This is a genomic window from Carboxydothermus islandicus, assembly GCF_001950325.1.
Taxonomy (GTDB): Bacteria; Bacillota; Z-2901; order Carboxydothermales; family Carboxydothermaceae; genus Carboxydothermus; species Carboxydothermus islandicus.
Map to the genome: position 1 here is coordinate 12,980 of NZ_BDJL01000007.1, position 24,524 is coordinate 37,503.

Annotated in this window: 25 protein-coding genes; 6 read left to right on the forward strand and 19 right to left on the reverse strand. The window is 43.5% G+C overall.

The genetic code is table 11. The features are described 5' to 3' along the window. The 6 genes from ciss_RS13210 to ciss_RS01770 form a co-directional block, all read right to left on the reverse strand. Positions 1 to 216: DUF3365 domain-containing protein (locus ciss_RS13210; protein WP_166503963.1), on the reverse strand; the 216-nt coding region annotated here is incomplete at its 3' end. Between the two features lie 97 nt (positions 217 to 313). Then, the gene (locus ciss_RS01750; RefSeq protein WP_075864598.1) at positions 314 to 1,678 is read right to left on the reverse strand and encodes a cytochrome c3 family protein; all 1,365 of its coding nucleotides are present in this window, start codon (positions 1,676 to 1,678) and stop codon (positions 314 to 316) included. Positions 1,679 to 1,697: 19 nt separating this feature from the next. After that, positions 1,698 to 2,321, reverse strand: a complete 624-nt coding sequence (locus ciss_RS01755; RefSeq protein ID WP_075864599.1) for a hypothetical protein — start codon at positions 2,319 to 2,321, stop codon at positions 1,698 to 1,700. An 11-nt stretch (positions 2,322 to 2,332) separates the two neighbouring features. Then, positions 2,333 to 2,944, reverse strand: a complete 612-nt coding sequence (locus tag ciss_RS01760; RefSeq protein WP_075864600.1) for a 4Fe-4S dicluster domain-containing protein — start codon at positions 2,942 to 2,944, stop codon at positions 2,333 to 2,335. 6 nt (positions 2,945 to 2,950) lie between these two features. Beyond that, on the reverse strand, positions 2,951 to 5,638 hold the full coding sequence (locus ciss_RS01765; protein ID WP_075864601.1) for a molybdopterin oxidoreductase family protein: 2,688 nt from the start codon (positions 5,636 to 5,638) through the stop codon (positions 2,951 to 2,953). Between the two features lie 131 nt (positions 5,639 to 5,769). Next, the gene (locus ciss_RS01770; protein ID WP_075864602.1) at positions 5,770 to 6,576 is read right to left on the reverse strand and encodes an MBL fold metallo-hydrolase; all 807 of its coding nucleotides are present in this window, start codon (positions 6,574 to 6,576) and stop codon (positions 5,770 to 5,772) included. A gap of 173 nt (positions 6,577 to 6,749) precedes the next feature. Between ciss_RS01770 and ciss_RS01775 the strand changes: the two genes are divergently transcribed. Together ciss_RS01775 and ciss_RS01780 are read left to right on the forward strand one after the other, a co-directional pair. Continuing rightward, positions 6,750 to 7,376, forward strand: a complete 627-nt coding sequence (locus ciss_RS01775) for a DUF47 domain-containing protein (RefSeq protein ID WP_075864603.1) — start codon at positions 6,750 to 6,752, stop codon at positions 7,374 to 7,376. Next, positions 7,369 to 8,364 carry an inorganic phosphate transporter gene (locus ciss_RS01780; RefSeq protein WP_075864604.1) on the forward strand — a complete coding sequence of 332 codons (996 nt, stop codon included), beginning with the start codon at positions 7,369 to 7,371 and terminating at the stop codon, positions 8,362 to 8,364. Before ciss_RS01775 ends, ciss_RS01780 begins: the two co-directional genes overlap by 8 nt. A 40-nt stretch (positions 8,365 to 8,404) precedes the next feature. Here ciss_RS01780 and ciss_RS01785 read toward each other — a convergent pair whose 3' ends face one another. From ciss_RS01785 to ciss_RS01795, 3 genes are all read right to left on the reverse strand, one after another. Beyond that, positions 8,405 to 9,076, reverse strand: coding sequence for a flavodoxin family protein (locus tag ciss_RS01785; RefSeq protein ID WP_075864605.1), 672 nt, complete (start codon positions 9,074 to 9,076; stop codon positions 8,405 to 8,407). 16 nt (positions 9,077 to 9,092) lie between these two features. Next, on the reverse strand, positions 9,093 to 9,638 hold the full coding sequence (locus ciss_RS01790; protein WP_075864606.1) for an O-acetyl-ADP-ribose deacetylase: 546 nt from the start codon (positions 9,636 to 9,638) through the stop codon (positions 9,093 to 9,095). Between the two features lie 99 nt (positions 9,639 to 9,737). Next, the gene (locus tag ciss_RS01795; protein WP_201787759.1) at positions 9,738 to 11,318 is read right to left on the reverse strand and encodes a long-chain-fatty-acid--CoA ligase; all 1,581 of its coding nucleotides are present in this window, start codon (positions 11,316 to 11,318) and stop codon (positions 9,738 to 9,740) included. 74 nt (positions 11,319 to 11,392) lie between these two features. Here ciss_RS01795 and ciss_RS01800 point away from each other — a divergent pair, with 74 nt between their 5' ends. Then, positions 11,393 to 11,659: a hypothetical protein gene (locus ciss_RS01800; RefSeq protein ID WP_075864607.1), complete on the forward strand. Its 267-nt coding sequence runs from the start codon at positions 11,393 to 11,395 to the stop codon at positions 11,657 to 11,659. Positions 11,660 to 11,669: 10 nt separating this feature from the next. Here ciss_RS01800 and ciss_RS01805 read toward each other — a convergent pair whose 3' ends face one another. The 6 genes from ciss_RS01805 to ciss_RS01830 form a co-directional block, all read right to left on the reverse strand. Beyond that, positions 11,670 to 12,677, reverse strand: coding sequence for a CaiB/BaiF CoA transferase family protein (locus ciss_RS01805; protein WP_075864608.1), 1,008 nt, complete (start codon positions 12,675 to 12,677; stop codon positions 11,670 to 11,672). Beyond that, a complete protein-coding gene (locus ciss_RS01810; RefSeq protein ID WP_075864609.1) occupies positions 12,674 to 13,360 on the reverse strand; it encodes a hypothetical protein in 687 nt (228 codons plus the stop codon). Before ciss_RS01810 ends, ciss_RS01805 begins: the two co-directional genes overlap by 4 nt. Before the next feature lie 87 nt (positions 13,361 to 13,447). Further along, positions 13,448 to 14,374, reverse strand: a complete 927-nt coding sequence (locus ciss_RS01815; RefSeq protein WP_075864610.1) for an aminopeptidase — start codon at positions 14,372 to 14,374, stop codon at positions 13,448 to 13,450. A gap of 16 nt (positions 14,375 to 14,390) precedes the next feature. Then, a complete protein-coding gene (locus ciss_RS01820) occupies positions 14,391 to 15,809 on the reverse strand; it encodes an MFS transporter (protein ID WP_075864611.1) in 1,419 nt (472 codons plus the stop codon). A 13-nt stretch (positions 15,810 to 15,822) separates the two neighbouring features. Then, positions 15,823 to 16,395, reverse strand: coding sequence for a hemerythrin domain-containing protein (locus ciss_RS01825; protein ID WP_075864612.1), 573 nt, complete (start codon positions 16,393 to 16,395; stop codon positions 15,823 to 15,825). 18 nt (positions 16,396 to 16,413) lie between these two features. Beyond that, the gene (locus tag ciss_RS01830; RefSeq protein WP_075864613.1) at positions 16,414 to 16,806 is read right to left on the reverse strand and encodes a CoA-binding protein; all 393 of its coding nucleotides are present in this window, start codon (positions 16,804 to 16,806) and stop codon (positions 16,414 to 16,416) included. Positions 16,807 to 17,035: 229 nt separating this feature from the next. Here ciss_RS01830 and ciss_RS01835 point away from each other — a divergent pair, with 229 nt between their 5' ends. After that, a complete protein-coding gene (locus ciss_RS01835) occupies positions 17,036 to 17,674 on the forward strand; it encodes a DUF5714 domain-containing protein (RefSeq protein ID WP_075864614.1) in 639 nt (212 codons plus the stop codon). A 4-nt stretch (positions 17,675 to 17,678) separates the two neighbouring features. Here the strand turns inward: ciss_RS01835 and ciss_RS01840 are convergent, their stop codons facing one another. From ciss_RS01840 to ciss_RS01855, 4 genes are read right to left on the reverse strand one after another with little or no spacing between them, the layout of a single operon-like run. After that, positions 17,679 to 18,230: a thymidine kinase gene (locus ciss_RS01840; RefSeq protein WP_075864615.1), complete on the reverse strand. Its 552-nt coding sequence runs from the start codon at positions 18,228 to 18,230 to the stop codon at positions 17,679 to 17,681. Between the two features lie 12 nt (positions 18,231 to 18,242). Continuing rightward, complete coding sequence (locus tag ciss_RS01845; protein ID WP_075864616.1) at positions 18,243 to 18,557, reverse strand: DUF4387 domain-containing protein; 315 nt, start codon at positions 18,555 to 18,557, stop codon at positions 18,243 to 18,245. Positions 18,558 to 18,563: 6 nt separating this feature from the next. Next, complete coding sequence (locus tag ciss_RS01850; protein WP_075864617.1) at positions 18,564 to 19,922, reverse strand: acyclic terpene utilization AtuA family protein; 1,359 nt, start codon at positions 19,920 to 19,922, stop codon at positions 18,564 to 18,566. Positions 19,923 to 19,925: 3 nt separating this feature from the next. Next, the gene (locus ciss_RS01855; protein ID WP_075864618.1) at positions 19,926 to 21,170 is read right to left on the reverse strand and encodes a methylaspartate ammonia-lyase; all 1,245 of its coding nucleotides are present in this window, start codon (positions 21,168 to 21,170) and stop codon (positions 19,926 to 19,928) included. 143 nt (positions 21,171 to 21,313) lie between these two features. On the opposite strand from ciss_RS01855, the gene ciss_RS01860 reads away from it, so the two are divergent. After that, positions 21,314 to 23,332 carry a sigma-54 interaction domain-containing protein gene (locus ciss_RS01860; protein WP_075864619.1) on the forward strand — a complete coding sequence of 673 codons (2,019 nt, stop codon included), beginning with the start codon at positions 21,314 to 21,316 and terminating at the stop codon, positions 23,330 to 23,332. 147 nt (positions 23,333 to 23,479) lie between these two features. Next, positions 23,480 to 24,523, forward strand: a complete 1,044-nt coding sequence (locus ciss_RS01865; protein ID WP_075864620.1) for a Glu/Leu/Phe/Val family dehydrogenase — start codon at positions 23,480 to 23,482, stop codon at positions 24,521 to 24,523. Position 24,524: the final 1 nt, after the last annotated feature.

A 24,524-nucleotide genomic window follows, 5' to 3' on the forward strand; every position in this document is an offset into this window, starting at 1 on the left:
CCGGCTGTCGTAATTTATTCTATCTTGATTTTCGGCAATCACCCGGCGCGTTGCCACCAGACCGGAAGTAATAACCCGGGCCTTTTCTAAAAGCTCTTTTTGATAACTATAGCGGGTTTCGGCAACGTTCCAGATAAAAGCCAAGAGGGAAAAAAAACCAATGACAACACCCATGCCAAGCATAAGCTTGTGGCTTAATTTGATTTCCCGCATCATATCTACTGCCCCTTTTTACTTTCTACGATAATTATAACAATTTTTCTACAATATTCGTAAAAAAAATCCGGGCAGTGCCCGGAACATTTAGATTTCCTTAATTATGGCATTTTTTACAAAAACTTTTAAAATCATGACAGGGTTTACAGCTTTCGGGACGAAGTTTGGCCGTAATACCATGGTTTTGTATCCAGCGTTCATCGTGACCGGTTTTAGGATGGCAGGTACTGCAGTAATCCGGCTGCCGGTGGCAAGGAGCACATGAGGTTTGGGTTTGCGCTACTTGCCCGTGGCGTATTATCCAGCTACTATCGTGACCAAGCTTCTGATGACAGGTATTGCAGTTAGTTTTATCGGTATGACAGGTGTTGCATTTTGCCGGATTTTTCCCATATTCCTTGCTGTGAACCGTTAAAAAGGTGCTATTATGGGGCGATTTACTTGTATGACAGCTGGTACAGGTAGTTTTGCTATGGCAGGTATAGCAGGTGCTGCTTCCCTTGGCTAAAGCCGTAGCTCCGTGAGTTCTAAGCCACCCGTTCGGATGGGGCATGTCTACTTTGTGACAGCTACTGCACTCAGCTTTTGTATGGCAAGAGTAGCAGTTGACGTTTTTATTTTGCAAAGTAAACCTTCCATGCTCTTTACTCCAATTCGCCGGATGGGGTATCTCAACCTGGTGACAGCTAATACAGGTTTGGGCCTTTCCATTTTCTACGGGCTTTTCATGGCAGGTGTTGCATACTTTTACATCGGAAACCTTGTGATTTTGGAGCCACCCTTCCGGATGGGGCATTTGTACCCCGTTATGGCAGGTGTTACAGTATTTTTCTACCCCCAATTCCCCGGTGTGGCAGGTGGTACAGGATTTTAGATCTTTTTTGGCTGCCTCACCGTGAGCTGCAAGCCATTTGGCATCGTGATTCTGAGGTTTCATGGTCGCTTTACTCTGATGACAGCTTTCACATTTTACCGGCCCGCTTTTCGCTTTATGACAGTCGAGGCAGTCCTGCATTTTTAAAGTTTTAGGCTCGCCATGAACCAGATCCCCGTGACAGGTTACGCATTCCAATCCTTTTTTACCCGCATGCAGTTCGTGACTAAAATTTATAGCCGTAGGCCCGGAAAGTTTATTTAATTCATGGCAGGACTGACAGCGGCGGTTAGGTACTTTTGCCTTCCCTTTAATTTCTTCCGGTTCAGGCTTACTGGTAAGCTCTACCGCCACTTGTTTAAGACCACCAAGTTTAACTTTTACAAGTCCTACAAGCCCCGGGTCCCTGTGGCAGGCCATACAATCAGTACTGGCATGGGTTGATGTTTTCCAGGCAGCCACGTAAGGCTCCATGGAATGGCACGTATTACAAAAGGTTGGCTTGCTGGTCTCGTGAATCCCAATTCCCAGAGCCGTTGCCAAAATAATACCTGCTATCACCAGAGTTAACAGTAATTTTTTCTTCAACTTTGCACCCCCAAATTATTTAAATTTTTATTTTATTTATCCAGTTAATCGCTTCGGTATTGGTAACAATTTTGCCCGGGTTTAAATAATACCTGGTTTCTTTTTGGTAAACCCATTTTCCGTTAACTTTTTTCCGAACCTTAACTACTTTTGCTTCCGGAGTTAGTAGCTTATATTTCAGCATATAGGCAACCCCTTTATGGTAGGAAGAAGGGATTTTATTCCGGTCGGCCAGGCGGCTTAAAATAGCCGCGGTTTCTTTGGATGATAGGGAAGGTTTTAGCACCTGAGCCAGGTACCACGCCGCTTCAAGCCTGGTAAGGCCTTTATTGGGATTTTTGATATTCACTTCCATGCCAGCTACAAGGCCGGTATCGGCCAAATACTTTAAATCGGTAACATTTCCTGCTGCTTCCCGGTCAAACACCTGCACCTTTTGCTGCAAAATTTTTTCTAAGAGCAAATTTACAAACTGGGCTTCGGTAATGGTGCTCCCCGTCCGGGGCTTAATTTCCGGAAATTCATACCTTGTATGACAGCTAAGGCAATTACTCCCGTAACTCCCATCGGATTTGGCCATTACGGGAGTTGCCATAAGCATTACAAAAATTAACAGAATAAAAAGCCGGAGCTTTTTTTTCACCGCTCTCCCCCCTAAAAGGTAATGTAATAAACTCTGGGTGACGTTTTATATTCTGGTTTGAGCCTTTTTACCTTTTTAGCGTTTTGCTTTAAAAGCTGGCTTACTTCACTATTGGGATCATCCAAGTCGCCAAATTTTATCGCCCCGGAGTGACAACTTCTACTGCACATGGTTTTTTCCCCTTTATCTACAAGGTGAGCGCAAAACTCGCATTTTCCAGCTACTCCCTTGGGTTCACCCTTTACCGGAACTTTGCGGATATAGCGGGCCTGATAGGGACAGGCCTTTAAACAAAGCCGGCAACCGATGCATTTATCTTTATCGATGGCTACTATGCCGTCTTTTCTTTTGTAACTTGCTTTTACGGGACAAACGGTGATACAGGGTGCGTTGTCGCAATGCATGCACGGCATGGGTATGGAGCGAATTTGACCATATACCGTTGCGGTTAAAACCCGCATGTTGTAGTAATCAAGCTCCCCGGCGGCCCACCGGGCTAACTGCTCACCGGCCTCTTCACCGGTTCTATCTACCGGAACATTATTTTCCACGGCACAAACCGCGGTACAACCGCGGCACCCCCGGCATTTACGCAGGTCTATAACCATTCCGTAACGAGCCATCCGTCATCACACCTTTCTTATTTTCACCGCGGTAAATTTTAGTTCTGGATGTTTGGAAACGGGATCGTAAGCATCGGTACTTAAGACATTTCCGGCGGATTTTCCGGGAGGCGCCTCTTTTTGGCCGGTAAACAAATTCCCTAAAAAGCCATAAGCCCAGGGCATCCAAACCACCCCTTCCCGCGGTGTTTTTACAGTATCGATTTTGGCTTTCACCGTAACCTTACCCCTACGGCTTTCCACTTCTACCCAGTCCCCATCCTTGATACCGAGTTTCTTCGCATCGTTGGGATTTATGGACAGCCAGGCTTCGGGGCGCAGCCGGTGGGGCATTGCGCAGCGTCCCGTCCGGGTCCTGGTATGCCAGTGTTCATAAATTCTGGGTAGAGTGAGCATAAACGGATACTCGGCATCAATCCATTCCTCTGCGGGGTGAACTTGCTCAAATAAGAAACAACGAAGTTTTCCGTCCGGAGTAGCAAAACGTTTTTGATATACTGCTTCGTAGTTTTCATCGTAAAGCCGTTCAAGGCCTTTGTGACTGCTGTCCAATACGGGAAGTTTAAAGCCCACGTACCCTTTAGCATCTTTTTCCGTCCTTAACCGTTCATAGGATAAGCCACTAAAATCATTGCCCGGTATGCCCTTCGAAACATATGCAAGTTCGCTAAACAGCCGTTTTTGAATTTCCTGATTAGCTTCCCTTAATTCCCGGATATTGGCCTGGACATTTTCAAATAACGGCTCGTAACCCTGGATTATAGGCTCTAATAAAAACTTCAGAAAATCCGCTTCTTCCTGCCGCCCTTCCGCAGCCAAAGCCTTCTGGTACTTGTAAACAAAAGCAAGGAGAATAATTCCATCGGGTAAAGCGTCCCCGGGCGGTTCCACCGCTTTTTCTAACATCTGTACCCGTCGCTCCGAATTTAAATATGTCCCGCACGCTTCTCCGGAGAGCGCTGCCGCTGGCAGCACCACATCGGCAAAAGCCATAGTTTCGGTTGGGTAGATGTCCTGAACCACCACTAAATCGGCTTTCCGTAAAGCCTCATGAACCATGTTAAGATTGGGAAAAGCCACCATCGGGTTGTTACAAACCGTCCAGACCCCTTTTATGTTGCCATTTTTGAGGTTTTTAAAGATATCAACGGAGGTCAGGGAAAGTCGGGAATTCTTTGTTACCGGGTCTTCAAGCCGTTCCAAAATTTTGGCTTCCATTTCCTGGTTCCCCCGGGCCAAAGCCTTGGCCAGTGATGCCCGATGGGCAGCCAAAGCGTGATTCCGGTTGCCCGGAAGTCTGCCTACCACCGCACCCCCAACCCTTTGCCCAAGTCCGTTAGGCTGACCTACCGACGGCATTACTCCTGCTCCAGCTCTGCCAAGCCGGCCGGTCACCGCGTGCAGGGTAACCAGAGCTAAGTGCTTGGAAACCCCATTTGACTGCTGGCCAAAACCCTGCAGGTACATCGACATGGTATTTTTATTTCGGACAAACATTTGAGCCGCTTTGCGGATATCAGCCGGGGTTAATCCAGTAGTTTGGGCTACATTTTCCGGTTTGTATGCGGCTAAAAATTTGGCGTATTCCTTAAACCCTTCCAGTCCGGAAGGAAGCTTAATTTCATCGAAAATTTTAGGGCCTTCTTTACCCAGCCGGGCTAAAACTTGATAATCACCCCGATAGAAATTCACATATTTGGCGATAAATTCGGTGTCGATATGTTTGGGTTTTACTTTACCGCTTATTACGTCATCGGCCCACCTGCTCGCATCACCGGCATAATCCCGGTTTACTCCCTCAAGTTCATAAATTATGACATGGGCCATACTGTTAATAAAGGCCACATCGGTGGTAGGAATAATCGGAAGATATAAATCCCCCGCTTTATAATTTAAAATCTGGGTGGCGGAAATCTTCACGGGATCTATCACGGCAATTTTTAAGTTATCACCTTTTTGAACTTTGGCTTCCACCAATTTGCCAAACCAACCCGGTAAGGTGTCAGCTATGCTAAAACCAAAGAGAAACAGGTTATCCGCCTCAAAAACATCGTCAAAGCTCATCGGTGGGCCATCGATACCAAAGGAAATCACCATAGCGTTGGCTTGCGTTGCCTGGCATAACCGGCCGTTGTTGTCGTTATGAATATTCATGCCTATGACATTGAATTTTGCCGCCAGATAATTAAATTCAAGAGATGCCTGACCGCTACCGTACATGGCAAAGGGGTGCTTATCCCCAAACTTTGTCTTAGTGTATTCTTTTACTTTCTTAACCATATAATCTAACGCTTCGTCCCAGGAAACTTCCCGGAAATTGTCCAAACTACCCCTTTTCTCCGGGTCCCGCAAAAGCGGCTTTTTCAGCCGGTCTTTGACCCCGGGAGAATTGAAAAGGTACAAATCCGCCAGGGTTGCCCCTTTTATACAAACACCGCCCCGGTTCCAGGCCTCGGGATTACCCCGAACACTTACCACTTTTCCCTGCCTTACCCCGTAAAGGATTGAACAACCGCAAGCGCAATAAGGGCAGACGCTGTTTACCCACTTTTCCGCCGGAAGATTGGCAGCTTCAGCTATATCCCGGCTAAAATTCTCAATCCAGCGGCTTTTCTCGACGGCCTTTAAACCCATAAGCGCTGCCCCGGCACCAGCGCCCTTTAAAAATTTACGCCGTGTAAATTTTTGAGCCACGCTGACCTACCCCCTTTTTAAACATGTTTGTTATAATAATAACTTTCATTTCTTACAAATTTCTTACACGGAAAATAAAAATTAAAAGGACCCTGAGCTGGGTCCAAAGTAAATTTTTCTTAAATTTTTCCCTACTCCTGCCGGTCTCTTATTATTGACCGGATAAGGTTTAAAGAAGAAAAAGAACCGCCGGAAACTATGGAAATAAAATGTTTCTTTTTAAATATTACCCGGTCAATTTCCCTTAGACTAAGTCCTCTGGCTGCTAAATCCAAAACCCGACCGGCTAAATCATCCCAGTAATTAAGTTTTGCTCTTAATTTTTCTGAAGCCCCGGGTACATACCCGTTTAAACCGCAAAAAATAATTTGCGGCTTTAAGGCTAACACCTTTTTTAAAGAATTTCTGATTTCCCAGAAATTTTCAGTCGCCATTAATAAGTTCTGACGTTCCCCTAAATACAAATCTCCGGAAAATAAGTAGCCGTTTTCCGGTTCATAAAAACAGACATGGTCCGGACTGTGCCCGGGGGTTTTAATAACTTCCAGAGTAAAATGCCGCGTTTTTACCAATTGGGGTAAAGGTAGGGCTTTGGCTTTTGCCGGTTCCCCCCAGGTTATCTTCCGGTAGAGCTCCATCTTTAATCTTTGCGGTTCCTGTAAAAAAGGTAAACCCTTTTCCTCCACATATACTGGAATTTGCCATTTTTCAGCAGCCCAGACATTACCAAAATGGTCTTCATGAGCGTGGGTTAAAATAACTTTATCAATATTTAATTCCTTGAGAAAAGAAACAAATTCAAAGCGGCAGTGCCAGCAGCCGGTATCGATTAATACCCCATCAAAATAAAAAGCATGAACGGGATACAATAACTTGCCAAAGATGGTTCTTCCCATTTTAATTGCCAATACTTCCTGAAATACCTTTGTTTTTAACATCGTAATATTCCCCTTTTGCCAGTTTGACAATATTATACAACATAATTATTGAGGAGTTAATTTTATGTTAATAGATTGTAAAGCAACTTTAACATTCCCGGGAAAAGAAAGTAAAATAACAACGGAATCTTAACTTTAAATACAATAAGGTAAGGAAGGAGAAAGGGGAGCCCATGATTTCCTTGAAGCCAAAAAAACCCATTTTCTTCGAGCTTTTTAACGAAAGTGCCAAATATCTTTTAGACGGAGCAGAAGTCCTATCCCGGGCAGTAAATTCTCCCTATTCCGCCCAGGAAAATTTGCAGGAATTAAAAGTAATAGAAAGTAAAGGAGACGAAGTTACCCGTAACTTATTAGATAAGCTCGACAAAAGCTTTTCCACTCCGATGGACCGGGAAGATATTATGAAAATTGCTACAAACCTGGATGATATTTTAGACTTCATTTATGCGACCTATCTTAAAATGGTATTATACGATGCCATAAATCCCACTTCGACAGCACTAAAAATGGTCGAGGTAATTAATAAAGTTGCCCACCAAGTTTTTGATGCGGTAAAGCTCTTGGACAACGTGCCCGCTCACCATGAAAAACTAATTGAACTTTGCATGGAAATAAACCGTTTGGAAAGTGTTGGTGATGAAATTTTCCAGGAAGGAACTTCTTATTTGTTTAAACATGTGAAAGACCCCATTGAATTGATTAAGTGGAAGGAAATATACGAACATATCGAAGAACTTTTAGATTTATGCGAAGATTTAGGAGACTTAATTAAAGGGGTAGTTTTAAAGTATGCTTAGCACGCTTACCTTAGTGGTTATCGTAACCATCCTGGCGCTAACCTTTGACTTTGTCAATGGTTTTCACGATACCGCCAATGCCGTAGCAACTTCGGTCACCACCCGGGCCCTATCCCCAAAACAGGCGGTTCTATTAGCCGGAATCTTAAATTTTGTCGGTGCGGTATCCGGCACCGCAGTAGCCAAAACCATCGGTAAAGGTATAGTTCAGCCTCACACCATTAACCAGTACGTTATTATTGCCGCTTTAGTGGGAGCAATAACCTGGAACCTTATCACCTGGTATTACGGACTACCCAGCAGTTCTTCCCACGCTTTAATCGGGGGATTAATCGGGGCCACCATTGCCGGTACCGGTGTCAAAGCCTTACTTATTAAAGGAATATTAGAAAAAGTCCTGCTACCATTGGTTTTATCTCCAATTATCGGTTTTTCCATAGGCTTTATTATTATGACTTCTTTTTTCTGGATTTTTGATAAAGCGGCACCTTTTCCCCTGAACATGAAGTTTAGAAAACTCCAGGTGTTATCCGCCGCTATGGCTTCCTTTTCCCACGGTTCCAACGATGCCCAAAAGTCGATGGGAATTATCACTTTAGCTCTTTTTAGTGCAGGATATCTTACAACTTTTGAAATTCCCCTCTGGGTAAAACTCGCCTGTGCTTTAGCTATGGGTCTTGGGACCTATTCCGGCGGATGGCGGATCATTAAGACTATGGGCAGTAAAATCTTCCGCATCGAACCGGTAAACGGTTTTGCTGCAGACCTTTCTTCATCAATTACTATTTACGGTTCTTCCCTCCTGGGAGCTCCGGTTAGCACCACCCATGTGGTGGCTTCTTCGATTTTAGGAGTGGGCTCGGCCAAAAGATTTAGCGGGGTCAACTGGGAAGTGGGTAAAAACATCGTAACGGCCTGGGTGTTAACGATACCGGCGGCAGGATTGATGGCTGCTCTCATGTACCAGCTAATTTCCTTGTTAAAGTAAAAAAGGAAGGGCGAAAAACCCTTCCTTTTTTATATTTCACTCACAGGTCCAAAATCTTTTCTCCAAACTCCCGGGCAAGGTTCAGGTATTTTTTGTGCAAATCAAGATATTCCTTAATTTTTTCTTCAGGGTTATCGTAATTATATTTAATTAGCATCTTTTCTAACTCTTCGGCTCCAAAGCCTATCTGCCCTTTAGCCCCAACTCCGGTAACTGCCAGCTCAAACACCTCTCCACCGTTTAGTTCCGGTCTTACAAAAAACTTTAAGTACCTAAGAACTCCATCACACGCTTCCGGTCTACTTGCCGCTGCTACGGCAAAGATAAAAGCCTGCCGCTTTTTATGGGGTAAGCGGCTCTGGGAACGCAAACTTTCCCCATCATAACTGACTTTATGAATTAAACCTGACAGTCGGTCAAACAAAACCTTTACCTGACCGGGGAGATGGTTACCGTAAACCGGCGCTCCAATAATGTAGGCATCGGCTTCGGCCATTGCCCTGGCCACCACCAGGATATCATCTTCCTCTAAGCTGCAATCACCGGTACCCCGGCACTCCATACATCCCCGACACGGATTGATGTAGAGCTGATCAATATTAAACTTCTCCACTTCCCAGCCGGCAATCCTGGCAGGTTTTAGTGCTTCCTCTATTAAAATATCGGTATTACTACCTTCCCTCGGGCTTCCCATTAAAGCAAAAACTTTCATCTTCCTTCTCCCTTCTTTACTTTAAATAAGTTGCTAAAGTCTCTTCATAGGCAGCATAAGTAAGTTCGTCAAACAGCACAAAAACCACGGTAAAGTTTTCGGGTTCCCTTTCTAAAAACTCGCTCACCGCTTTTAAAGCTACCATCGCCGCTTCCTTAACGGGGTAACCGTAAGCCCCCGTGCTTATCGAAGGAAAGGCAATCGACTTAACCCCTAACTGTTTTGCTAATTTCAGGGAATTTAAATAGGCGTTCCGTAAAGTACTCTCCTCACCCTTTTGGCCACCACGGTAAATGGGCCCTACGGTATGAATCACGTACTTTGCCGGTAAATTTCCGGCGGTGGTGGCTACCGCTTCTCCGGGAGGTAAAAAACCTATTTTATTAATAATTTTCCGGCATTCTTCCATAATTTTCGGCCCACCGGCCCGGTGAATAGCACCGTCTACCCCACCTCCCCCGGCAAGCCTTGAATTAGCAGCATTAACAATAGCATCAACCTTTTCTTCGGTAATATCACCAAGTTTTAAAATAAGTTTCGAATTGCCAACTTTTTTCACCATATTCTCACCTCTATTTTTAATTCGTCATTCTTCAAAAAAATTCCTTTCTCTAAAGCTTGATAAAAAATTAAATCACCGGTAAAAACCGGTGATTTAGAGTTATACCTCTCCTTTTTCGTTCGTATCTTTAAGCAGTAAATCATGATATTTTTCCCGCAGTAATTTTTTAGCTACTTTACCTACCGAATTATGGGGCAACTCCCGTAAAAAAAGTATGCGGTCGGGAATCCAGTAGGGAAGGAGCTTTCCCCGCAAATAATTTAAAAGTTCTTCTTCGCTTACCCTTGCCTGCTCCCACAGAGTAACAAAAGCTACCGGTCGCTCCTGCCAGAGAGGATGGGGTAAACCTACCACCGCAGCTTCTTTTACATCGGGGTGGGACAAAAGATATTTCTCCACCGCCACCGTGGAAATCCATTCCCCACCGCTTTTTATTACATCTTTTTCCCGGTCGCAAAACTCGATATAACCCAACTCATCAATCTTAACTAAATCAAAAGTTCTAAACCAGCCATCCACAAAAGCTTCTCTGGTATGCTTTTCATCATTGTAATATTCTCTGGCAATCCAGGGGCCTTTTAACCAGAGCTCACCAATGGATTTCCCATCCCAGGGCACATCCTTACCGTCTTTACCCACCACCCGGACCTCAACTCCCGGTGCGGGAAGGCCGATTTTTAACTGCTGTTTTTTCTTTTCTTCTTCGGTAAGATGGACAAGAGTTGATTTCCGGTAATTACTTGCTACAAAAGGTGCTGTTTCGGTAAGTCCGTAAACCTGACGAACTTCAACACCATACCGGGCAAATCCCTCAATAATTTCTCTGGTAAGGGGAGCGCCTCCCACCAGAACTGTCCTTAGACTTCCCAAATCAATATTTTCGCTTTGCGCTGCTTTTAAAATTTCCTGAAAAACGGTGGGTACTCCTGCAGCTAAACTTACTTTTTCTTCAAAAATTATTTTAGCTAAAAATTGCCCTTTAAAATTTTCCCCGGGCAAGACCATCGTAGCACCTACCATTGCCGCAGCATAAGGAATTCCCCAGGAATTTACATGAAACATCGGAACCATGAGCAATATTCGATCTTTTTCCGATATGCCAAAGGTATCGGTCATACAAAGAGCCATGCTTTGCAGATACAGGTCCCGGTGAGAATACATTACGCCTTTGGGAGTACCGGTGGTTGCGGTGGTATAACATAATTTTGCCGGAAGGTCTTCGGAGATTTGGTCAAAATTTTCGGCAAAAGAAGCAAAATTGGTGAAAACCGCGTCTAAAGGTAATATCTGGCGCACCCTCTGAAGTTCGCTTTTTATTTCCGCCACTAAAGGCAAAAATTCTTTTTTCACAAATAAAACTTCATCTTCAGCGTGATTTATGGTATAAAGCATTTGTTCTTTGCTGTACCGTAAATTTACCGGGTGTAAAACGGCTTCGGAGCAGGGCACCGCAAAATAAAGGATTAAGTGGGCTAAATTGTTCCAGGCAAAAACCCCAACCCGACTTCCTCTTTTAACCCCCAGGGCTTTTAAATACCCAATTAAAGCTAAGACCCGGGAGTAAAACTCTCTATAGGTTATCTCCTTTCGCTCCAGAGACTCATAAGATACGATGGTTTTTTCCCCAAAGTAGTTGGCTGCACGCTTTAAAATCTTTCCCAAATTTAATTGAAATTTCATAACAATCATAACCTTTCATTTATAATATTGTAATTTTTGTAAATTTATGTTATAATTTCCTTGGGGGTGTTAAAATGGATAAAAAAATGTTATTAAGTATCAAATTAAAAAAAATTGAGAAAGAAATCAAGCGGCAAGAAAATTTATACCGTCTCCTTCACGGCAATTTTCCGGTATTTAAAATAAATCAAAAGGCTTATATTCCCGTGTCCTGGTTAAACGAATACTGGGAAACCTTTTACAAGTTAAATAAAAACCTCTTTTTAGAAAGAAAAAGGCTTATGGAAGAGTTAAACATTACCACAAAAATCATCCCTTTTCCCAAAAGAAAAATATCTTAAGCCCGCCCACTTACCTTTCTATCCGGAAAAATCCCAGAGCTTTCCCGCTACCTTCAACCACATCAGCGGTCGCAATATCCTTTAGCTCTTTCACAGGAGCTAGACAACAATCAACATCCTTAAAAAGTTTCTCCACCTCAGTTAATGTCAAATTAGCAAAGATGGTACAAATTTCGTCATAATACCGGTTCCCCTTGACCGCCGGAGTAAATTGCCCCGGTTTTAAATCCTCCCGCCCGAGAGCCTTTATAAAATTTAACCAGAACTTTTCTTCCAAAGCTCCCAGAGAAATATAGCCATCTTTAGCCCGATAGATATTATAGCAAACTACTCCACCTTTTAAGATTCCCTTACCCGGAGGCGGTACTTTATCTTTTTCACCATAAAAGGCTGCCGTCAGTACACCCCAGCTTTTCATAAGCTCCGCAATTCCAATTTGGATATACATACCCTGCCCCGTAACTTTTTGATAATATAAACTACCCATCACCAGCGAGCTCAAGGCAAGTCCTCCGGCAAAATCAGCAATTGGTGCTCCAAAGACCACCGGTCCATCTTTATAGGTATCTCCCAGGATTCCGCTTTGAGCAAGATAATTTATGTCATGTCCCGCTTTCTCTGCCTGCTCGGACCCTTCCAGATAGCCACCCAGGTTAATGTAAATAAGCTTTGGATTTATTTCTTTAAGCCTCTTATAACCTATGCCCAAGCGATCCATAACCTTGGGACGAAAGCTTTCTACCAAAACAGTAGCCTCTTTAACCAAATTTAAAAATTTTTCCCGGTCACTGGCGTCTTTCAGGTTTAAATAAATTTTTTCTTTATTATTGTTTAAAACCCTGTAAATAAACGAATCTCCACCATCAGAACTAAACATACTTTTTAAGTAGTCACCGACCACCGGTTCTTCAATTTTTATCACCTTCGCTCCGTACGCCGCCAGGAGAAAAGTACCATAGGGACCGGGTAAAAGACGGGTTAAGTCCAAAATTAGCGGCTGGTCCTGAAGTAAATTCACGCTTTTTTCCCCTCCCTTACTTGACCTTTAAGTTGCTGATACAAAGCCGATCTTTTAAATCCGGCAATTTTAGCCAGTTCAGCTTTCTGGCCGTTATTAAGTTTAAGACTTAATTCTATAATTTTTTCTTCCAGAGAAGATAAATCAAGGTAGGGATACACCGCTTTAAAATTAAAAGCTTTATAAATCGCAATCATTAAAAATTTTTTAAACAAAAACGATATCTGTCCCGCATCCAAAATTTTTAAGATTTTATAAAATTCTTCTCCAAAAAGCTCACTGAATTTTCTAACCGTAGCCGCTTCTATTTTTCCTTCACCTACTCCATCCTGCAGCAGTTTATATCCCAGAGCCAGACCGGCAAAACCTTTGCTTTCATTTTCCAGCAAATACCACAAAAAAGGTTCCCGAACAAAAACCTCTAAAAGTTTTTCTTTCCTTAAACCGGCGGGAAGCAAGGGACAATCTCCCCGAACGTACATTTTTATTGGCGTGGCGTGGCTTTGCAGGGTGGATATAGCATAGAGCAGCGAAGAAAGCTCAACTGCTCCTAAAAGCCTCCCCTTATAACCCACCAGGGGATAAATTAACTGCGGGTAGCGAATGAGATAATTAAAGCCGGTCTTTAAACAGTCATCTTCCACAAAGTAGACAAAACCTTTAACCTGATTAACCGTTCGCATAAAAAAACCCCCTGTATAAATTTTAGGGGATTTAATGTCAATATTCATCTTTTTTGGGGTAAACGGTCGTTTTTTGCCCCTAAACGGTCAAATTAAAAGCTTACCTTTCTTGATAATTACATTCCCATCTAACGCTACCGTAGGCTGAGTAATGATTAAATCCAGGTGAAAGCGAACATCGTTATCCCCGCCAAAGGACAAATTATTACCCAGAGCTAAGTGAACCGTTCCCATTGCTTTTTCCGCCTCCAGGGGAATACTTTCTAAGTGAGCATGCTCGTTACTGCCAATCCCAAACTCCCCAATTATCCGGGCTTTTTCACCGTAGACATTAAAATACTCCTCCAGCACCGTACTTCCGGGCCCCTCAACATTCACCACCCGGCCGTCTTCCACCCGAACAATCAAAGGGTGGGGCCCAAAAAGCTTTTTTCGGCCATCCACCACCAAAACCCCGGAAGTCCCCTCTAAGACCGGTGCTAAAGACGCTTCCCCAGCGGGAAAATTGCCAAAATTACCGGGCTCGGTAAAGTTGCCAATGTCCAGCAAACCGCTTTTCCCGCGAATATTTACCGTAAAATTGGTTCCAAGGGCAGAAGTTATTTTGACTTCGGAAGCAGCGGTTAAAAGGTCCGCCAAAATTTTCGTTCTGGCCTCCAATTTTTCGTAATCCGCCTGAGCAGCTCTTTTAAAAATTTCCGAAGTTATTTTGGGAAGACTGGCAATTCGCGCTCCTGCCTCACAAGCCTTTACCCTTAAGGGGTGGTGGGAATAAGATTTTTCGGTCAAAAAAACAACAATGTCCGCCCCGACCAGACGGTCTTCGATATCCGGAGGAAGATCCGCATCATAAATTTTTACCAGGCCCAAATCGGCTTTAAACATGACGGCAGTTTCGGAAAGAGCTCGCGCCAGCTCTTCCCGTTTGTTATCAAAAACAATTATTACCTTTTCAAAGGGTTTTAAATTAAAGTTTTTCCGCCAGAAGTTTTTCGCCAGCTCTTTTAAGGCCATAGAAAACACTCCAAAACTATTTTGGCAAAAATTTTTCTTTTCGCTCCCGGGTTCTTACCAGTGAAGCAACAGCCGACAATAATGCAATAAAAGCTCCCACTAAAAATGCTTCCCTAAATGCTAAAACAAAGGCTTTTGTGGCTGCAAGTTCTTCAGGATAGTGGTTTTGCAAATAATAAGTTAAATAATGAGTACGCCGGCCGGTAAACACGGCCCCGGCAACGGCTACCCCCATTACCATCCCAACATTGCGCATGGTAGCCAGAAATCCGGAAGCGGTTCCCAGGCGATTTTTAGGAACACTCCCCATTATGGTGCTGTTGTTGGGCGACTGAAAAATAGCACTGCCAAGACCAATTAACATTAAAGACAAGATGATTATGCCAACTGTTGTCTCGTTATTTAAACGGGAAAGGGCAAATAATCCTAAAGCCATTACTGTCATTCCTAAGGGTGCTAAAATCATCGAACCAATTTTGTCGGATAGGCTTCCGCTTAAAGGGGCTACAATCATTGTTAGTAACGGATGCACCGACATTACCATTCCTGCTTTTTCAGGTGTAAAATGTCGCAACTGCTGCAGATATATCGGCATTAAAAACACCACTTGATATAGGGCAACATAACTTAAAAAAGCACTTAAATTGCTAAAAGAAAAATCACGGTTTTTAAATAAGCTCAAATCCACCATAGGTTCGGAAACCTTTTTTTCGGTGTATAAAAACAAAAGAAAAGCCAGGAGTGAAATAACTGAGGCACCAATCATTAAGGGATGGGTAAAGCCGTACTTTTCAAAAAAGGTAAGAAGGATTAAAAGGCTTCCAAGGCCAAGAAAGCTTAAAAAAGCCCCGGCAAAATCAAAAGAATGTTTTTCCCGGGATAAATCGGGCTTTATTATTTTAAAGGCCAAAATACTGCCAATTACTCCAACAGGAAGATTAATAAAAAACACGGAACGCCACCCGAAAAAGTGTGTTAAAAATCCCCCGGCAGAAGGCCCAAAAGCCAAAGCTGCAGCCACCATCATGCCATTTATCCCCAAAGCCTTTCCCCGTTCCTGCGGTGGAAAAACTTCGGTAACAATTGCCGGTGCCATGGCCATCATCATCCCTGCACCAAGGGATTGGATAACCCTTGCTCCTATCAAAAAACCAAGGGTAGGGGAAAGACCGCATAATAAAGAACCAACAGTGAAAACCACAAATCCCGTAACGTAAACCAATTTTTTACCGTACAAATCCCCCAGGCGTCCGTAAGTCAGCAAAAGAGTGCTGATGAAAAGAAGGTAAATTAAAATTACCCACTCCCCGGTTGCTAAACTTGCCTTAAAATCTTTAATTATGGAAAGAAGGGCAATATTAACAACGCTGGCATCCAGTGGCGCCATAAAAGTCCCAAGAGCCACTACCCACATTACTCTCCACCGGTACTCCATATCATCCCCCGGTTTAATTATGTTTTATATCTATATCTAACAAATGCTCAAAACGTTCCACTAACTGCGTAAACCTTAGCACCGTATCTGCGGGAAATCTTTCCCTTTCTACTTCCGCATAGTTCTGGTTTACCTTTTCCTTTAAACTATCGCTCATAAGGCGTTCTGCCACGGGAAAAAGTCCCTCATTTTCCTTTAAGATATGCTGCCGTAAAAGCTTTACATAATCCCGGGCCGCTTCCACCACTGCCGGTATTGCCCCGTCATCTCCCTCCATGTACTGTTCCGCTGCTTCATCCAGGCGTCCCACAAACCTTCGCCCGAGTTTGTGCTCTAAATTTAAAAGCTCCTGGGGACTGTTTTCTTCTGGCATTCCCGCTTCATAAAGGGCAGGAAAAAACACCTCTTCTTCTTTGCCGTGATGAAAGCGGTCAGCAAACTCCCGGATAAAAATAACCGCTCCGGTAAACACTTCCGGCGGCACAAACTCTCCCCGGGAAAGCTTATCCGCTCCGGTTTCTAAGATATTTAACATTCGCAAAATAAGCTCGTGTTCTTTAACCATTACCTCGGTGCAATTAGCCATCTAACCAGCCCCCCTTTTTTAAGGGAAATTTTTAAGATATTCCTTTTTAATACAGCGATCGGCAATAACAACTAAACCGGCAGCTTCGGCAATTTCCCTGGCTTCCGGACTATTTACTCCCTCCTGCTGCCATAAAACCTTAGCACCAATAGCCACGGAAGACTTAGCTACTGCCGGTACTTCTTCAGTCTTGCGAAAAACATCCACAATTTCCACCTTTTCCGGAATTTCTTCCAAAGACTTATAAGCTTTTTGGCCAAGAAAGCTATCCAAATTAGGATTAACCGGAAAAACTTTATATCCTTTTTCCATTAAAAACTTTGCTACCTGATAACTTGGCCGTTCCGGCTTATCGGAAACCCCCACTACCGCAATATTTTTAAAACGGGTCAAAATTTCCCTTATGTCCATACTATACCTCCTTTCTTAAAATAACCATAATTTATTTTTATAGCAAACAAAGATTTTTAAACAGGATTTTTCCTATACTTACCGAATTTATTTTCCTGAGGTGAATTAAATGGCGCAAAAATATTCTCCCTGTTGAAGCCCTGCACCCCAAGCCGAGGTCGGCTTTTTAAAAGAAAATAACTGCTCGATCTGCGGCTCGCCACTGATTTATCATGAACGGGGAAGAGAGATGGTATGCGCCCTTTGTCAGAGAATCGATTGGGGCAATATCATTTGTATAAACGGTCATTATATATGCAACGATTGTCACGGCCAAAACTGTCTTGAACCAATTAAAGAATTTGCGCTTTTAACCCATTTAGAAGATCCACGCCAAATTGCCAGTGTAATTTTATCCGAAGAAAATCTTCCCTTCTTGGGGTGCGAAAACGCCTATGTTGTTGCCGCCGCTCTCCTGGGAAGTTTAAAAAAATACCGCCGGTTTAAGATAACCGAAGCCACCTTTGATGAAGCTTTCCATAGAATCCAGAAGCAGGCTTTTGGCGGCTACTGCGGTTTAACCGGCATCTGCGGAGTTACCGTAGCCGTTGGCGCGGTGATGAGCATCCTTTTAAAAGCAAGCTGTCCCAAAAACCGGGAAAATTCTCTTGCCATGCAGGTTGCTGCTCGAACAGCCTGGGCTATAGCCGAAGCTTCGGGACCATCGTGCTGCCGGCAGTTTGTCTTTATTGGTATTGAAGTAGGAGTAAATTTTCTGCGAGATATATATGAAATATATCTACCCCTTAATTATAAAGTATCATGCAGCGAGCACCTTAAGCATCCCCGCAGTTGTTCCCGGGAAAAGTGCCGTTATTACGAGCGGTAGCGTTCTACCGCTCTTCTTTTTTTCTGGCATAATAACAGCGATAACACAGGGCGATATAATTTTTGTCACCAACCACTATTTGTTCCTTTTCCCCCGATAAACGGTATGATATCGTAGCTTCCTCTCCGCACTCAAAGCAAACTGCTTTTAATTTATCTACCCGGTCAGCCAGAGCTAACAGTTTGGGCATTGGGCCAAAAGGATTTTCGTAAACATCCAAATCCAAACCGGAAACCACCACAATTTTCGAACGCCGGCGCAAATTTAAACAGGTGTCCACCAGTTCATCGCTAAAGAATTGGGCTTCATCCACCAGTACTGCATCGTAATCTTTAGCTAAGTCCCAGATTATCTCAAAATCAAAACTGCTTACCGGATACGATTCCAGTTCAAAACCACTTCTACTGGCTATTTTTTTGTGTCCAAAGCGGTTGTCTAAAGCATGGTGAAAAGCTATTACTTTTTTCCTGGCATACATAAGCCGTAAAGCCCGGCGCACTAATTCCTCCGATTTCCCTGAAAACATTGGCCCGGTAATGACCTCAATTCTTCCCATTTTGCCTCTCCTTTACAGGTCAATTTCTGCAATTAAAAGCGGTGCATGCTGCTGGGCCCCGTAAATATCGGTTTCCCCCAGGTGTCCTGCTGGCAGGGGACGAACTATAGTAAACTTCACCGCCAGTGCCGGATCAAAATAATATATACCGATAATTTTATCTTCGGAAATTTTATAAAGCTTTTTTATTAATTCGCTATTAATAGCTTTTTTCCCTTTAACCATTTCGTAAATTTCCTTATCTTTAAAAATAATGTCAAATGTTAGCTCAAAAGGTCCGGAATTTTTACTGCGGATTACTCTGGCAATATCAATAAGTTTTACCACCGCCCACTACCCCCCTATTTCAAGGTATTCGATGGGAAAAAGGTTTTCCGGATCTTCCACTTCCACCAAATGGTGGATGGAGAAATTATAAACATCGCCTACCGGAATGTCGGAAGGAGAAAAGGGGAACGCCAGATTTCCGGCGGTGGAAATTCTCCCGGGAAAACCAAAATGGAGCATGGTACTGCGGGTAAAGCCTAATATCTGTTCGGCAGTATTTTTATCTTCCGCCACCACATCCATAACAATGCCAATTTCATGGGAAAGCTTGTTTTCCGGCTCCAACGCCCCCATAACACCGTTTATCCCGTAAACAATAAAGTTTAGATAATACTTCCCCTTTAGTTCCGGAAAATTATCTTCCACCCGTTTTTTTACCCCTGATGCTATTGACCGGAAATTTGCAATAAATTTCGGGTCCCTGCTGCCGGCAATGCTAATAGCCCGGAATCCTACTCTTTTTACTCCTTCAATTTTCAGGTAGTAAATGGTGGTTTTAATAAATTTAGTACCGGTAACCCTCACCGTTCGGTCATCTACCGCTTGAAATTTCACCTGTGAGAGGTCAAGCTTACCTCCCGGCCCGTGTAACTCAAAAGGGCTGGTCTTTTCATAAAGGGAATGGGCCGAGACCGAAAGGGGAGTTGCCCGCCGTTCGGGATTTAAAGGGTAAACTACAAATCCTTCCCGGTCGAGTTCCCCCATCAGACAGTCGCTGCCGCTGCCCGGCTCTGTAGCAATAGCCGCACATTCCAATATTTTACCCAAATGCAGGGATAATCCCACATCAAAGCCGTGGGCCACCGGATAGGCAGCAAATACCGCCGGATCAAAAGTCCTTCCCGCCACGATTACCTGAGCACCGGCTTTTAACGCTTTGATAAACGGCTCCATTCCTGCCTGGGCAACTATCCGCACCGCTTCCTCTACTTCCTGAAGGGTTAAGTCCGGAAGGTTGCCTAAAGGTTTAGTTTTACCGTGACTTACTTTCTCTTTTAACCATTCTTTATTTATTTCAGTATCGATAACCGCCATTTTAAAGGAAAGTTTATTTTCAGAAGCCAGTTCTTTGATAATTTCTACTGCTTCCATTAAATGAACCCTGCCGCCGGCTCCCCCGGCAGTCCCAATTAACAGCGGAATATTTAGTTCCCCACAAGCTTTAAGCATGTAATAAAGGTCCCTTTTGACCGCAGCCCGCTGGGTGAACGATTTGCCGGCGCCTAAGTAGTACGGCCCGGGGTCTACCGAGCCCGCATCAACAGCAATGACATCTGGCTTTTTTTCCAAGCCAGCTTCAAAAGATTTTACCGGAAAGCCGTAACCTAATATGGCCGTTGGTGATAGAATTTTAATTTTTTCCACGTATTAACCTCCTCGCCTTTTTAACAGGGCAATTGTCCGCTGCATTTCATTATAAACAATCATTAACCCTTCATCTAATCCCATCCCGGGTTTGGCTAACATCTGGTCCGGGCGGGTTGCCAGAGCCAAATGCACCGAAATTTGCGCTGAACGGTCGGTTTCGTTGCAAGTACCGCCTAAATATGCACCTATACCTTTCTTTTTAGCGTAAAGCACCGCCTCCACAACGTTATTAATACCCCCTAAATCGGGAGTTTTTATCTGTACCATGTGCCCTGCCCTATAATCCGCAAAAAGTTTAATATCTTCTAAAGTATTACACCATTCATCGGCCACTATTTCCACCGGAATACCTCTTTGGTCAATTATTTCCCTTAGCTTAGATAAAGCCTCGATTTGCCCCCAGAGGCTTCCCATATCTACCGGTCCTTCAATTCGCAGTTTAAAAGGAGATGCCTCCTGCCCTAAAATCGAAAGGTAGTCGGCAATTTTCTCAAGGTCATTGGCAAAAATTAACCCGATGGTACCATAAACGTCAATATGAATAACCGGACGATATTCTTCGCCGGCCAGCTCAAATATCCTTTTTTTCAACCACTTCAGGTAAGCTAAAAGCTTTTCCCCCTGCCGCCCTAATTTTTCCTCCACATTATTAATGAGGGCATGGGGTAAAACGTCGGCTCTTTTAATAATTGCCTTATCGGCATTGGTGTATAAGTCATCGCCTGTTTGAACAAAAATAGGAACCGGCTCGGGTATCAGCGGTAACTGATATTCTTCCGCTATCACTTCCGCCATTAGCTTTTTTTGCGCCCGGGCTACGCCATCTAAAAGCGCCTGGGTTAGTCCGTATCTTAAAGCGGTATGTAAAGGTTTTCCATTAACCGTTAGCTCCCGGTCAAAAATATAAGCAAGGTTTCTAAAGCTATCTACCTCAAGCCCGATTAACTTCGGGCGGATTTCTTTTTCCAGGAACGGCAAAAAATCTTCAGCAGTAAAAAGAGGGTCCCGACCTCCCGCTCCGGAATACTGCACCGCTGCACAATCGCCGTACGCCACTTCCCCATTCTCCAAAACAAGCATAACCAGAATCGCTTCACCCTTCTGGCGAATCCTTTTGAAACCGGGAGTTTGGGGTTTTCCCTCGTACCAGAACCCGTTATGTACGGCACCTTTTTTAATGGCCTCTTGATCATCAAAATAAAAGCCGGTAAGTCCTGGCGCAAAAAGAGCATCGATAATTTTCACTTTTATCTCCCTCCAGAATTGCTTCTAAAAACATCTTACCCCCACCCCAAATCCCTATGCAAGAGTTTGACGAAAAATAGAGGTTTAAAGATTTTTTCGGCGAATATATTAAGAAATAACAATTTATTCTACAGGGTGAGACGATGGAAGAAATTAAGGTCCTTCTTTTAGGTTTAGGACAGGGCGGTACAAGATTTTTAAAAATTCTTGGCAAAAAAAGTAATTTAAAGCTTATGGCAGTGGAAAAAAACCCGGATGCTTTAGGAGTCAAAATTGCTAAGGACTTAAATATCCCGGTTTTTTTAACCCTTGAGGAAGGGTTAGAGAAAGCTCCCAACCTTATTATCGACACCACCGGCGACCCACAAGTAGAAAAAACTTTAAAAAACTTAAAGGAAAATATCCCTTATCTTAGCGGCTATATCGCTAAACTTTTCATATCTTTAGCTGATGAACTTTTTTACCAGGAGCAAGAGCTTGAAGCCATAATTAACTCCGCCCACGACGGTTTAATTGCGGTAAACCGTGAAGGAATTATTACCTGGTTTAATAATGCTGCCGAAAAAATTACCGGGATAAACCGCCACCAGGTACTGGGAAAATACGTCGTTGAAGCCATTCCTAATACCCGGCTACATATTATCCTTAAAACCGGCAAAGCCGAAATTAACCAGTTTCAAGATTTAGGACGGGCAAAAATTATTACCAGCCGGATTCCTCTGATCAATGAGTTTGGAGACGTAATCGGTGCCTTTGCTATTTTTAAAGATATTACTGATATGCAAAAGTTAGCCGAGGAATTAACCAACCTTCAGGAAATTAAAACCTTATTAACTTCGATTATTGATTGTACGCAAGACGCTATCTCGGTGGTTGATGAACAGGGGTACGGGCTTTTAATCAATAAAGCCTACACCGAACTTACCGGACTTACCGAAAAGGATGTCATCGGTAAACCGGCAACGGTTGATATTGCCGAAGGGGAAAGTGTGCATTTTCGTGTACTACAGGAAAAACGGCCGATAAAAAATATCCCGATGAAAGTTGGTCCCTTAAAAAAGGAAGTGGTGGTTAACGCCGCACCCCTAATTGTCGACGGCACCCTAAAAGGAAGTGTTGCCGTTATTCACGATGTCTCGGAATTAAAAAGACTTACCGAAGAAATCGATCGGTTAAAGCGTTCCCTTTCTTCGAGTGCCCGCTACACCTTTGATGATATAGTAGGAGAACATCCTTTATTAATCGAAGCTTTGGAGCTTGCCAAGTTAGCGGCCCAAACTTCCGCTACCGTGTTGCTGCGCGGTGAGTCCGGAACCGGTAAGGAACTATTTGCCCACGCTATTCATAACCATAGTCCCAGAGCAAAAAAACCTTTTATCCGGATTAATTGTGCGGCCTTAACCGAAAGCCTTTTAGAAAGTGAACTTTTTGGCTACGAAGAAGGTGCTTTTACCGGGGCTAAAAAAGGCGGTAAAAAAGGTGTTTTTGAAGAAGCCAACGGCGGAACTCTATTTTTAGATGAAATCACCACACTCTCTCCCAATTTGCAGGCTAAACTCTTGCGAGTTCTTCAGGAAAAGGAAATTGTTCGGGTAGGAGGTAATCAACCCGTCCCAGTGGATGTGCGGATTATCGCTGCTACCAACTTAAACCTGGAAGAAGCGGTAAAAAATAAAACCTTCCGGGAAGACCTTTATTACCGGATAAACGTAATCCCCATTAATTTACCGGCTTTACGAGAACGTAAAACCGATATTCCCGCTTTAGCCCGGGCTATTGTCCAAAAACTCAACCGGGAATACGGCCGCAATATTAAATTTATCGATCCGGAAGTTTTTCCCTATTTAATGAGTTATTCCTGGCCGGGAAATATCCGGGAACTTGAAAATTATTTAGGCCGGGCGATGTTAAAAGTATCCCTGGCTGAAGACCGCTTAGGCCCCGAACATCTGCCCAAGCTTTTTGAAGAAACTCACCAAACTTCTTTTTCTAAAACCCAGAGCTCAGAGTTAAACTTAAAGAAACTTACCCGGGAATTTGAAAAATCGGTGGTTAAGGAAGCTCTCGAAAGAGCTAAATATAACAAAACCAGAGCAGCCCAGCTTCTCGGAATAACTCCCCGCAGTTTGTATAACAAGCTAAAAGAGTTTGACCTTTTATAAGTATCTTTTTTCCGGAATTTTTTTTCACATTATCTGAATTTTATTTCAACAATTGGTTAAATCCCTTTTATTAATAAATGGCACGCTTTTTGCGTGTCTTTTTTATTGAAAATTTTTAAAATAAAAACTCTCTGGAGGGTTACGGGGATGGAAATTGTTAAAAAGGAAAATTATCAAGGTTATGAAACCGTACTTTTTGCTACCGATGAAAAGACTAACTTTAAAGCCATAATTGCCGTCCACAGTACGGTTTTAGGTCCTGCTCTTGGCGGATGCAGAATGTGGTTTTATAAAAGTGAAGAAGAAGCCTTAACCGACGTCCTGCGTCTTGCCGAAGGAATGACTTATAAAAACTCCGCCATGGGTTTAAACCTTGGCGGCGGTAAAGCGGTAATTATAGGAGATCCGAGAAGTGACAAAACACCGGAACTTTTTGCCCGCTTTGCCGAAGCAGTAAACGCCTTGGGGGGCAAATACTATACCGCTGAAGACGTAGGAATAACCCCGCAGGATATGCTGGAAGTATCCAAACACACCCCTTATGTTGCCGGGCTTCCCGCCAAAAGCGGCGACCCCTCTCCCTTTACCGCTCTTGGTGTCTACATGGGGATGAAAGCAGCTTTAGAATATGTTTTTGGCGAACCTTCCCTTAAGGGCAAAAAAGTTGCCGTCCAAGGTTTGGGCCATGTGGGAATGTATCTTTTAGAACACCTTCATCAGGAAGGGGCGGAACTAATTGTCACTGATATCTTTGAAGATAGGGTAAATGAAGCTGTAAAGCGTTTTAACGCCCGTTTTGTTAAACCAGAGCAAATTTATGATGTCGACGCCGATATCTTTGCTCCCTGTGCTTTAGGAGGAATTTTAAACGAAAACACCATTCCCCGGCTTAAAGTAAAAATAGTTGCCGGTGCTGCCAATAACCAGCTGGCCAAGCTGGAAGACGGTAAACTTTTAGCGGAGCGCGGAATAGTTTATGTCCCGGACTTCATCATAAACGGCGGCGGAGTAATTAACGTAGCCGAAGAATTAAACCCGGAAGGCTATGATCAGAACCGGGCAAAAGCTAAGGTTGCCACAATTTACACTAAAGTTAAAGAAGTCTTAACTCTTTCCCGGGAACAAAAGATAACTCCTCAGGAAGCTGCCATCCTGTATGCTAAAAAGCGGCTTTTACAAAGGAGGGCTTAAC